Raw genomic sequence first — 11970 nt, 5'->3', positions numbered from 1 at the left:
GGGAGTGTTGCCGTGAAAGTCCTGCTGGCCCACACGCCGGAGATGCGCCGCAATTATTACGGCGATCGCAGCCTGAACGGCCTGCGCGCCACCGCCGAGGTGGTCCTGCACGAGAGCGATGATACGCTGGACGCCGCCGGCCTCGTGAGTGCTGCGAAAGATGCCGACATCATCGTCGCAGATCGCATGACCGAGGGGCGCGGCGAGATCTTTGCGCAACTGCCGCGGCTGCGCGCTTTCGTCCGTTGCGCCGTCGACATCCGTAACGTCGATGTCGAGGCCGCCTCGATCGCCGGCGTGCTCGTGACCCGCGCCGGGCCCGGCTTCGTGCAGGCGGTGGCCGAGCTCGCGCTCGGATTCATGGTCGATCTCTCCCGCGGCGTATCCCGGGCGACGGCCGACTACCAGGCCGGCCGCAAGCCGGAAGCGCGGATGGGCCGCCAGCTCGCCGGAAGCAAAATCGGCATCATTGGCTATGGCAGCATCGGGCGTTACCTCGCCGAGGTCGCAAAAGTGCTGCGCATGGAGGTGCTAGTGTCCGATCCCTTCGCGACCGTCAGCGATGCTGCGATCCGCCACGTCGGTCTCGGCGATCTCCTTGCCGCGTCGGACTATGTCGTTTGCCTTGCGGTTGCGAATGAAGCGACCGAGAGCCTGATCGGGGAGGCGGCGCTGGCGCGCATGCAAAGGCACGCCGTCTTCGTCAATCTCTCGCGCGGCAACCTGGTCGACGAGGCGGCGCTTGCGAAGGCGCTGCTGGAGGGCCGCATCGCCGGTGCGGCGATGGATGTCGGCCGTGCAGCTGACCAGATGCCGACCCCGGAACTGGCAAAACTCCCCAACGTCATCGCGACGCCGCATGTCGGCGGCCTGACGCCGCAGGCAATCGAGTATCAGTCGCTGGAAACTGTGCGCCAGGTCGAAGCGATCGTGAAGGGCGAGATCCCGCAAGGTGCCGTCAACGCCGACCGCTGGACGCGTCGTCCCTGATCCGGCTCTAAAGCCGGTCGACCGCTTTGAACGTCCCGTCCTTCTGGATCACCGTCAAAAATACCTTCGGCGGCGCGTCAATCATGCGCATGCCGACGGTGATGGTGCTGCCGCTGATGTCGAAGCGGCCGACATCGTTGATGGTGCGCAGCAAGCTCGCGCGCGTCGGTTGCGGTCCCGCCTGTTCCAGGGCCGCGGCCGCAAGGCGGCCGGAGAGGTAGCCTTCGAATGACACGAAGTCCGGTGTCAGGGTCGGGTCGAACGCCGTCTGCGCCGCCTGGTAGTCGGCGACCAGTTTGAGCGAGCGGTCCCAGGGAAACGGCACGACCTGCGAGACGATGACGCCTTCGCCCTCGGGGCCGAGCTCCCTGGCGAGCGCAACGGCGCCGACGAAGGAGACGTTGACGAAGGTCGGACGAGCGCCGCTGCGGCGCGCCAGCTTGATGAACTCCGCGCAGGGACCGTAGGTCCCGACCATGACGATTGCCTCGGGTTCGGCGCGTTTGATCGTCCGCCAGGCCGAAGCGACCGCGCGGGTGTTGCGCTCGAAGGTGCCTTCGGCGGCGAGCTCGAGGCCGCGCCTGGCAAGTGCGCGTTTCACGCCAGAAAGACCGTCGCGCCCGAAGGAATCGTCCTGGTAGAAAATGGCGATGCGGGTGAACTGGCGGTCCTCCGTGAGGTGCTTGATCCACGTCTCGGCCTCCGCGCCATAGCTCGCACGGATGTTGACCACGTTCGCAAGCTCGAGGTCGCGCAAAAATTCGGCGCCGCTCAACGGACCAATAAAAGGCACGTTCCTGGCGCTGGTGATCGGTATCGTCGCCAATGCGGTCGGCGTGCCCACCGCACCGATCAATGCGAACACCTTGTCGTCCTCGATCAGCCGCAACGTCTGCGCCACCGAGCGGTCGGGGTCGTAGCCGTCGTCGCGGCTGACGAGCTGGAGCTTGCGGCCGTGAACGCCGCCCCTGGAATTGATCTCGGTGAAGGCTGCAACGATGCCCTGCCGCATCCGCTGTCCGAGTGCGGAGGAGGGGCCCTCGAGCGCGGCGGCCTGGCCGAACAGGATCGCATCCTCGCTGATGCCGATCTCGTCGCCTTTCGCCGGGAGCATCGCGGCAGTCAGCCATGCGATGGTCAAGGCGAGGAATGTCGCGGATCGAGATCGTGTCATGAGGAAGCTTGCCGGATGCTGGACGCGTTGTGGAAACGATAGGTCTTGCGCCCTGAACAGGTCGCTAACCGGCGCAGCGTCGACGCTCCGTAAGACACCGGGGAAAATCGGCAAGTTACTGCCAGACCGTCGCAGCTTGCCGGGTCAATCGTTAACTAAATCGCGTGATGCGGAACGCCCCAGTTCCAAAATTGTGCAGTTCTTAACCGCGATCCCCGACCGATAGTGGTTCCGGTGGCTCAACCAGAAGTTCGGGCCGCCGCGTGATGGGGGACTTGGGGATCAGGATGGGCGGTCGGGATCAGAACGATCAGGATCGGGGGCGTATGAGCCGATGGTGGCGTGCCGCGCCGCTGCTCGGGCTCTATCGCCCTGCGCTCGTCGCGGTCGGCGTCGGTCTTCTGTTCTCGGTCGTGGGTGCGGCCGCCGTGGCGCGATGGGAAGACCGCGTCAACAAGATCGAGTTCGAGAACGCGGCCGAGACCGAAGCCATCGTGATGCAGAACGGCATGGGCGAGTACATCTCCAGGCTCGTCGCGCTGCGCACGCTGTTCGAATCGACCAATCATGAGATCACCCGCAGCGAATTCGAGACCTTCAGCGCCCGCCTGTTCGAGCGCCATCCCGGCATGCTGCGTATCGCCTGGGTGCCGCGCGTGAATCGCAAGGAGCGCGCCGAATACGAGGCCGCGGCGATCACGGACGGCGTGTCCGGCTATCGCATTAAGTCGCTCCAGGGTGATGCGTTCGCGACCGCGCCGCAGAGCGGCGAATATTTTCCGGTGTTCTACTCGACCCAGCCGAAGACGTCTTCGGTCTACGGCATGGACTACGCGAGCGTTCCGGAGCGCCGCGCGGTCCTTGAGCGCGCGCGCGACAGCGACCAGATCGCGGCCATTCGCACCCGCCTCTACGAGCCGAAGGAGGGCGGCCGGCTGCCTGACGTCCTCGTCGCGATTCCCGTCTACGCCAAGGGAACGTCGCGCGACACGGCCGTGGACCGGCGTCGCAATCTCGCCGGTTTCGTCGTTGGGGTGTTCGACCTCCCGCTGCTGATCCAGTCCATTCGCGTGACCACCAAGGCAAGCCCCGCGGTGAGCGTGAACGTCTATCCGCCGTTCACCGGGCAGATCGTCGGCCTGGACGAAATGCTACCGGATTATTCGTCGGCCGCCACGGCGCCGCAGTCGATGCGGGACGTCGCGCGGGCCCTTCACTGGTCGGGCAATCTCAGGATCGGCGACACCGATTGGCAGGTGCGCGCGGTTCCAACTGCCGGCGGTCCGCTGGAGACGACGTACGATCGCGCGGGCGCGGTGCTGACCGTCGGCATGCTGCTGACGCTGTCGCTTTCGATCTATCTCATGCTCGCGAGCCGCAATTCGCAGCGGCTGTCGCTGGCGAACCGGCGGGTGCTCGAACTCGCCCAGACCGACATCCTGACCGGACTGCCGAACCGGGCCTTCTTCCTCGCCCGGCTCGACGAACTCAATGGTCAGTTGAACGACGGCGGCCCGGCCTTCTCGATTCTGATGCTCGACCTCGACCGCTTCAAGAACGTCAACGACTCCCTCGGTCACGGTGCCGGCGATGCGCTGCTGCGTCAGGTCGCGCAGCGGCTGAAAGCCGCCCTGCGCGCCAACGACGTGCTGGCCCGGCTCGGCGGTGACGAATTCGCCATCATCCAGGAAGCCTGTGAGGATCAGCGCGTCTGCTCGACCGAACTGGCGGGGCGGATCGCCAAGCTCGTAGCCGAGCCGTTCCTTCTTCCCGGACACCGCGTCGAGATCGGTACCAGCATCGGCATCGCGATCGCGCCCGATCACGGCGGCGATCAGGAGCAGCTCCTGAAGAAGGCCGACCTTGCGCTCTACCGCTCGAAATCGGCGGGTCGCAACTGCTTCACCATCTATGACCAGGCGATGTCGGCCGAACTCGAGGCGCGCAGCATGCTGGAAGGCGATTTGCGCGACGCCATCGCGCGATGTCAGCTCGAGGTGCACTACCAGCCATTCGTCGACGCCATCAGTGGCGCGCGGCGCGGCTTCGAGGCGTTGGTGCGCTGGCGCCACCCGAGCCGCGGATTGATTCCGCCGGACCAGTTCATTCCGCTTGCCGAGGAAACCGGACTGATCGTGCCGCTCGGCGAATTCGTGCTGCGGCGCGCTTGCGCGGACGCGGCCGGCTGGCCCTCCGACCTCGCGGTCGCGGTCAACCTGTCGCCGATCCAGTTCAAGGAGGCCGAGCTGTTCGAGATGATCAGCGCGGCGCTCGCCGATTCCGGGCTGCCGCCGCAGCGGCTGGAGATCGAGATCACGGAATCCGTGCTGCTGGAACGCGGCGTGGAGAACCACGCCTTCATGGGGCGGCTGAAGAGTATCGGCATCGCGCTCGCACTCGACGATTTCGGTACCGGCTATTCGTCGCTCAGCTATCTGACCGCGTTCCCGTTCGACAAGATCAAGATCGACAAATCGTTCATCCGCAACCTCACGCATCAGCCGCGCAGCTCCGCCATCATCTCCTCGATCGTGACGCTGGCGCGCGGGCTCGACATGTCGGTCACCGCCGAGGGCGTCGAGACCCGCGAGGAATACGAGCGGCTGAAGGCGCTCGGCGTCAATTTCGCGCAAGGCTATCTGTTCGGCCGCCCGCAGCCCATCGACCGGATTTTGGTCGACGCGCCGATCAAACCGTCCCAGCGCGACGCCGCCTGAGCGCGCGCAAGCATCGCTGAAGGGGCATGCGCGAAAAGCGCTTGACCCGGGCAGTCCCGGATGGTCGGAAGGACCGTCCGGGGATGAAACACACAATGCGGCTTCCGTTCTTCTACGGCTGGGTCGTGGTCGCGGTGACCTTCGTCACCATGGCCATCGGCGTCAACGCGCGCACCGCCTTCTCGCTGTTCTTTCCTCCCATCATCTCCGAATTCGGCTGGGAGCGCGGCATCACCGCGGGCGCCTTTTCCTTCGGTTTCGTGGTATCGGGCATGGTTAGCCCGCTGATCGGCCGGCTGATGGATCGCGCCGGCCCGCGTGCGGTGATGGAGCTCGGCGTGGTTCTGATGGGCGGCGGGCTGCTGCTTGCGCCGCTCACGAGCCAGCCCTGGCATCTCTACGTGACCATCGGCGTCATGGTCGGCGCCGGCTCGGTGTGTCTCGGCTATTCCGGCCAGTCGCTGTTCCTGCCGAACTGGTTCATCCGCAAGCGCGGCTTCGCGATCGGCGTCGCCTTCGCCGGCGTCGGCATCGGCTCGGTGACGCTGCTGCCATGGGTGCAGCACATGATCGAACAAACCGGCTGGCGCACCGCCTGCACCGCGATGGGGCTAATGATCCTGATCGTGCTGGCGCCGATCAATCTGTTCCTGCATCGGCGCCCCGAGGATATCGGCCTCCGGCCGGACGGCGATGCCGCGCCGGCCGCGGGTGCCGCAAAGCCTGTCTCCAATATCGTCGATCCCGACTGGGTTGGCACCGACTGGACGCTTCGGCGCGCCGTCGCTACGGCGCGGTTCTGGTGGATCGCGCTCGGCTATTTCTGCGGCCTGTACGTCTGGTATGCGGTGCAGGTGCACCAGACCAAATTCCTGCTCGACATCGGCTTCAGTGCGAACGTCGCGGTGTGGGCCCTTGGCATCGTCAGCCTGCTCGGCATTCCCGGCCAGATCCTGCTTGGCCATGTCTCCGACCGGATCGGGCGGGAATGGGTGTGGGCGATCAGCTGCGCGGGTTTTGCGATCTCTTTCGCGGCGCTGATGGCACTGAAATTCCAGCCGTCATTGTGGCTGGTCTACCTCATGGTGTTCACGCAAGGCGCGCTCGGCTACGGCCTCACCTCGATCATGGGCGCGGTGGTGTTCGAGATTTTTCAGGGCAGGCACCAGGGCAGCATTTTCGGCACGATCATGCTGGCGGCATTGGCCGGCGGCGCCGCCGGTCCCTGGGTCACCGGCTTGCTGTATGATCGAGCCGGCAACTACACGCTCGCCTTTGGCATTGCCATCGCCGTGAGCGGATTGTCGGCGCTCTCGATCTGGCAAGCTGCGCCGCGCAAGGTCCGCGCGGTAGCCGGCAAGCTCCAGGGCGGAACCGGTGCCGAATAGGTTCCGTATGCACTGACTTACCGTCGCGCTTTTGGCAGAACGTTAAGCATGCCGCGTCTTGCCGGTGTATCGGGGAGATTGCGAAAACGTCTTGGACACCATCGCGGCGCTAGCGTTCATTGCCGTATCTCCGATGCCTCCGGGTCTAGCGATGTCTGCCTCCGATGCCATGACAGAAACTCCGGAAGTGCTGTTGGCCGCGCTCGAACGCGCCGACGAGGCGATCGTTGTCGTCGACAGCGCGCATCGCATCACGCATTTCAATGCCGGTGCAGAGCGCATCTGGAAACTCGCCCGCGCTGAAGTGCTCGGCCGCGATTCCGAAATTCTCAGTCTCAAATGCCTTCGGGCCGATCCGGTTGCGGAATTCCGTGACGAGATCAGCCTCGTGCGACGCGACGGCAGCCGGATCCGGGCGGCCATCTCGCTTTCAAGCGTTGCAAGTGGCGGCGCTGCCCATCACATCGTGTTTGCGCGCGACGTCACCGCCGAGGCCGAGCGCCGCGTCAGGATCGGGCTTCTCCACGCCGTCTCCGACCAGACCAACCGCGCGGTTCTCATCACGGACACGGACCAGAACATCGTCTACGTCAATTCCGCCTTCACGACGCTGTTCGGCTACACCAGCGAGGAGGCCGAGGGCCGCCGTGCGAGGAGGCTGATCGCCGGCCGCCACACCGATCGCAAGGCCGTCGCGAAGCTCGTCAAGCGCCTGATACGTGGCGGCCACCGCGGCGAGGTCGAGATACTCACCTATGACAAGGACGGTGAGGAGATCTGGGTCTGCGCCCGCATCGATGCCTTCCGCGACAGGAAGGGCCGAGTCAAACATATCTTCGCGCTGCTCGAAGACGTTACCGAGACCAAGCAGCTGCGCTCGCTCCAGCAACTCATCACGAGTGCGCTCGCCGACGAGGTTCCGATTGGCGAGATCGCCGACCGGCTGTGCCGCCGCGTCGAGCAGATCGCGCCGGACGTGGTCTGTTCGCTGCTACACGTCGACGCTGCCGGCGTCATCCATCCGCTCGGCGGCCCAAGCCTGCCCGAGGACTATTCCCGCGCGCTGGACGGCGTTGCCATCGGCCCTAATGTCGGCAGTTGCGGAACCGCGGCCTTCTACGGCGAGCCGGTGCTGGCGACCGATCTGGAGACTGATCCGCGCTGGCAGCCCTACAAGGCGATGCCACTCGCGATTGGGCTGCGCGCATGCTGGTCGACCCCGGTCAAGGCCAAGGACGGAAGGGTCATCGCCACCTTCGCCTTCTACTACCGGGAACCGCGCGCGCCGAGCAATTGGCACCGCCGCATCGTCGAGGCCTGCGTCGCTCTCGGCGCCTTCGCGATCGAGCGCAAGGAAGCGCGCGCCGAGATCGCGCGGCTCGCCTATCACGATATCCTCACCGGCCTACCGAACCGCGCACAATTGCGGCGGCTGATCACCACCGCCATCGATGCTTGCCCGACCGGCAGCCACGTCGCGCTGGCCTTCCTCGACGTGGATCATTTCAAGGACGTCAACGATACATTCGGTCATGCCGCCGGCGACGAGCTCCTGATCCAGCTCGCGCAACGCCTGCGCGAGCAGATCGGTCCCGAGGACATGCTGGGACGGCTCGGCGGCGACGAATTTGTGATCCTGCTGCCGCAGCGCAACGCCGAGAGTGCCGAGCGCGTCGCGGCCGGACTCACCGAAGCGCTGGCCGCGCCGCTGCGGCTTGGCTCCAGGCAGCTGCAGATGTCGGCGAGCATCGGCGTCAGCCTCTATCCCGATCATGCCACCGACATCGACACCTTGATGCAGCAGGCGGACGCGGCCATGTACATGGCCAAGCAGGCCGGACGCTCGACCCATCGCCTGTTCAGCGCCGAGATGAACGGGCTTACCGAGCAGCGGCTGGCATTGATCGCGGCGCTGCGCCGCGCCATCGCCGACGGCGAGCTGACCCTCAGTTATCAGCCGCAGATCCGCAGCTGCGACGGCGCGATCCATGGCGTCGAGGCGCTGGCGCGATGGCACGATGCCGAGCTCGGCGACGTCTCGCCGGCAAAATTCATCCCGCTCGCCGAAGAGTGCGGCCTGATCGAGCAGATCGGCCTGTGGTCGGTGCGCGAGGCCTGCCGGCAGATGGCGAGCTGGCGCCGCGCCGGGCTCAACATTCCCTGCGTGTCGGTGAACCTGTCGCCGATCAATTTCCGCAACGTCACGCTGGCCGCGCGGCTCAAGGACATCCTCACCGAATACGATCTGCCGGCGGATGCGCTGATGCTCGAGATCACCGAGGGCGCGTTCATGCAGGACAGCGTCGCCGCGCTCGAGACGATGAACGCGATCCGGGAGCTCGGCGTCGGGCTTTCCGTGGATGATTTCGGCACCGGCTATTCCAGCCTCAGCCGGCTCGCCCATCTGCCGATCCACGAGCTCAAGATCGACCGCAGTTTCATGCGCGACATCGAGCGTGACGCCGGCGCGCTCGCGATCGCTACCGCCGTGGTGCGTGTCGGGCAGGGCCTCGGCATGACCGTGGTCGGCGAAGGCGTCGAGACCGAGGCGCAGCGCAAGGTGCTGGCCGAGCTCGGCTGCGACGTCGTGCAAGGCTTCCTCTACGCACCCGCGCTCGCGCCCGCCGCCTTCGAGCGCTGGTTGATCGAGCACTGCGCCGAGCAGGCGCGGACGATGCTGGCCCGGCTGGATGTCACGCCGGCCGGCGTGGTTGCGGTGAAGCGATCGGCTTAGCCGACGCGCCTACTGCTGGCTGGCTGTATCGTGCGGCGGCTTGATCTAGGATCGGCGCGACATCCTGCTTGCAACGATTGGTGGGCCGAGGCCGGGCGTAACGCGCGTTCAATTCGCGGATCGGAACCTCCGGCTCTTCCCCACGTTGTCGGCCGACCAACGCAAACCCGTGCGATGAAGAACTATGCGATGAAGAAGATCGCCGCCATCCTAGTCACGGTCTGTGCCTTGCCGGCGGCTGCCGGTGCAGAGAACTGGAACGGCTATCGTATTCCCGAGACCGGGACCAGCGTCGACATTCCCTCGTCCATCTTCACCGAGCAAGCCGGCCGGCCCGACGGCTATGGCATGCAGTACCGGACCAGCGACGGCCGAGCAGACTTGACGGTGCAGGCCGTTCCGAATGACGGCAGCTCACCGGCCGCTTTCCTGTCGCGGAAGAATCCGCCATCCGGAATCATCTACAAGCGCATTGCGCCGCGCTTCTTCGTGGTCTCCAGCACCCGACGCGGCAAGATCTGGTACGACCGCTGCAACTTTGGGCGTCGCTACGTCCATTGCGTGCTGATCAACTATCCGGCCGCCGAGAAGCGGCAGTGGGATGCCGTCGTGACGCGCGTCAGCCGCACGCTGAGCGGCGGTTGATCCGTTCACAAGGAAAAAACACAAAGAAAAAACTGCCCGCAGGTCGCGGGCAGTAGTCTCGTGAGGATGGTTCAGCGCACCTTGGTCGATGTCGTCGACATGGTCGGCTTGGAGCCTGGCACGTGCGACATGGTCTTGGTGGTGGATCCGACCTCCTCGCCCGCCTTCACTTTCGTGCGGGTGTGGGAGCGGCTGAACGTACCACCCTCATGCGCCTGCGCGCGCGCATTGGAATTGAGCACGGGACCATTTCCCCTGTTCATGCTGGTGCCGGACTGCGCCTTGCCGTTGACCGACGCGGCGCTGCCGCCCGCTGCGATCGACGAGCCGGTCTGTCCGGACGTCGACGTCGACGTGCCGCCGGTGCCAAGCGTGCTGGCCGAGGTGCCGCCGGCGGCAGCCGAGCCGCCGGTGCCGCCGGTCATGCTGGTTTGCGCCAACAGCGGAGAGGCGGCGGTGAGCAGGAGTGCGACTGCCGAGGTCGCGATCAATGTTCTCATCTGTCAAATCCTTTTGCTATGGCGACGATGTCGAGATGGTGCAGCCGTTGACGGTGACGGTGCTCGCGCTGGTCGAACCGGGGCCGCCGGCCGTCGAGGACGAACTCGACACGTTGCCACCGCCGGCCTGGACGTGCACCGATGATCCGCCGGCCGAGCTCGAGCTCGAGAGCGAGCCGCTCGATGCGGTAGAGCCGGTTGTACCTGAGCCCGATGAGCCCAGCGCAGTGATGCTGCCGTCGGGATGTTTTTCGACCGTGACGCGGCAGGTCTCACCGGATGCGGTCTTGCCGGTTTTCTGCATGGTTTCCCCCGCAGCGGCGCTGCTTATCAAAGTCAATGCTGCGACCGTGATGATTGATCTGTTCATGCCAGTCCTCCTCAGGAAGGACGAAGGAGCGGCATTGCTGCCGCTCCGCCGGCCGGGATGTCAGTCCTTATCCTTGTCCTTCTTCATCTCGTCCTTGTGGTGGCCTTTGCCCTTCTCCATGCCCATCTCGCTGGCATGGCCCGCGGAGGAGCCGGCCGCTCCCACGGTCGAGCCGCTCTTGCCGTCGCCCGCCGACGAGCCGCCGGTGCCGACCGTCGATGCGGAGTTAGAGCCGGAGCCCGAGCCTGCCGCAGACCCGCCCGTGCCGACGCTGGACGAACTCTTGCCGCCGCCGGCCGACGAACCGCCGGTGCCGAGCGTCGAGGCCGAGCCCGAGCCGCTGCCTGAGCCTGCGGCCGAGCCGCCAGTTCCGACGGTCGAACTGCTGGTGCCGCCGCCCGCCGACGAGCCGCCGGTGCCAAGCGTCGACGCCGAGCCCGAGCCGCTGCCCGAACCCGCAGACGAACCGCCCGTGCCGACGGTCGAGTTGCTGGTGCCACCGCCGGCTGACGAGCCGCCGGTGCCGACCGTCGAACTCGACTGCGCCACGGCGAGCGCCGTACCGGCCAGCAGCGCAGCTGCGGCCGCAGACAATTTCAGAATCCTCATCGTTGTCTCCTCCAATCATCCAAATTGCCAAAACAGGCTCGGGATAAAGTGGCAGGCTGTCGAAACGTTCCTTGGGCAGTTACGAGGATGTAGAAAATGCGCGCGCATGATTGCGGCCAGGTTCCAGTGGCGAGCACGACAAGCCAATGTCGAACAGGAACAGCGAAGCGCGGACGATCTGAAGAAAACAAATTTAGTCCGACGACAATCCCGTCCTGCGCCGCAAATCCGTGATCGCGCGCAAGAAGCTGTCGGCCGGCGTTGTTTCCGGATCGATCAGGCGGTGCAGGCGAAAGCCGTCCTCCAGGGCCAGCACGATGGAGGCCATCCATGGCGGGTTCAGCGTGTCGCCCTTCGCGCTGCTCTTCAACGTGGCCTCGACGATATCGGCGACCAGCTTGCGCCGCGCGCGCAGGCGTTTTGCAAGCTCGGGCCGGCGCTTCTCTGCGCGCGCGACAAACAGGATCATCTCCATGTGCAGCAGGGGCGAGCGGCCGAGCGGATCCTGCCTGCTGCGGTCCATCGTCTTCAGCGCCGCGATGAAATCGTCGAGATTGTCATGCTGCGCGAGGATGTCCATGTTGCGCCGGATCGACTGCTCGACGTGATCCTCGAGCATGGCGATGATCAATTCGTCCTTGCTCTTGAAGTTGGAATAGAACGCGCCGCGGGTGAAGCCGGCGGCCGCCGCGATCGCCTCGATGCTGGCGCCGCCGATGCCGTCTTCCTCGAACATTCGCGCGGCCGCCTCGAACAGTCGGTCGCGCGTGTCGTCCCTGGTCGGCCTGGTTCTCACCCTTGACATCGGAGCAGTTTAGGGCAGAATGCAACTCGATACAATAA

10 protein-coding genes are annotated in these 11970 nt (G+C 65.6%); 5 read left to right on the top strand and 5 right to left on the bottom strand.

Annotated elements, in window-relative coordinates:
* The first annotated feature begins 12 nt into the window (after positions 1–12).
* Positions 13–990, top strand: a complete 978-nt coding sequence (locus tag IVA88_RS30680) for an NAD(P)-dependent oxidoreductase (protein WP_247500923.1) — start codon at positions 13–15, stop codon at positions 988–990.
* A gap of 7 nt (positions 991–997) precedes the next feature.
* On the opposite strand, the gene IVA88_RS30675 is transcribed toward IVA88_RS30680, so the two are convergent.
* Entirely contained in the window at positions 998–2164 is a 1167-nt protein-coding gene (locus IVA88_RS30675) for an ABC transporter substrate-binding protein (protein WP_247500922.1), read from the bottom strand.
* A 326-nt stretch (positions 2165–2490) separates the two neighbouring features.
* On the opposite strand from IVA88_RS30675, the gene IVA88_RS30670 reads away from it, so the two are divergent.
* The 4 genes from IVA88_RS30670 to IVA88_RS30655 all read left to right on the top strand — a co-directional run bounded on the left by IVA88_RS30670 (position 2491) and on the right by IVA88_RS30655 (position 9648).
* Positions 2491–4881, top strand: coding sequence for an EAL domain-containing protein (locus tag IVA88_RS30670; protein ID WP_247500921.1), 2391 nt, complete (start codon positions 2491–2493; stop codon positions 4879–4881).
* A gap of 95 nt (positions 4882–4976) precedes the next feature.
* Positions 4977–6269: an MFS transporter gene (locus IVA88_RS30665; RefSeq protein ID WP_247501230.1), complete on the top strand. Its 1293-nt coding sequence runs from the start codon at positions 4977–4979 to the stop codon at positions 6267–6269.
* Between the two features lie 151 nt (positions 6270–6420).
* On the top strand, positions 6421–9003 hold the full coding sequence (locus tag IVA88_RS30660; protein ID WP_247500920.1) for an EAL domain-containing protein: 2583 nt from the start codon (positions 6421–6423) through the stop codon (positions 9001–9003).
* A 189-nt stretch (positions 9004–9192) separates the two neighbouring features.
* The gene (locus tag IVA88_RS30655) at positions 9193–9648 is read left to right on the top strand and encodes a hypothetical protein (RefSeq protein WP_247500919.1); all 456 of its coding nucleotides are present in this window, start codon (positions 9193–9195) and stop codon (positions 9646–9648) included.
* Positions 9649–9719: 71 nt separating this feature from the next.
* On the opposite strand, the gene IVA88_RS30650 is transcribed toward IVA88_RS30655, so the two are convergent.
* From IVA88_RS30650 to IVA88_RS30635, 4 genes are all read right to left on the bottom strand, one after another.
* Positions 9720–10148 (bottom strand): hypothetical protein, encoded by a 429-nt coding sequence (locus tag IVA88_RS30650; RefSeq protein ID WP_247500918.1) that lies wholly within the window; start codon positions 10146–10148, stop codon positions 9720–9722.
* A gap of 16 nt (positions 10149–10164) precedes the next feature.
* The gene (locus IVA88_RS30645; RefSeq protein ID WP_247500917.1) at positions 10165–10518 is read right to left on the bottom strand and encodes a hypothetical protein; all 354 of its coding nucleotides are present in this window, start codon (positions 10516–10518) and stop codon (positions 10165–10167) included.
* A 60-nt stretch (positions 10519–10578) separates the two neighbouring features.
* Positions 10579–11127: a hypothetical protein gene (locus tag IVA88_RS30640; protein WP_247500916.1), complete on the bottom strand. Its 549-nt coding sequence runs from the start codon at positions 11125–11127 to the stop codon at positions 10579–10581.
* Between the two features lie 193 nt (positions 11128–11320).
* Positions 11321–11932: a TetR/AcrR family transcriptional regulator gene (locus IVA88_RS30635; RefSeq protein WP_247500915.1), complete on the bottom strand. Its 612-nt coding sequence runs from the start codon at positions 11930–11932 to the stop codon at positions 11321–11323.
* Positions 11933–11970: the final 38 nt, after the last annotated feature.

The sequence above is a fragment of the Bradyrhizobium sp. 149 genome, assembly GCF_023073915.1.
Lineage (GTDB): Bacteria > Pseudomonadota > Alphaproteobacteria > Rhizobiales > Xanthobacteraceae > Bradyrhizobium.
Note: the sequence above shows the minus strand (reverse complement) of the source record. Positions and strands in the feature narration are given on the sequence as shown.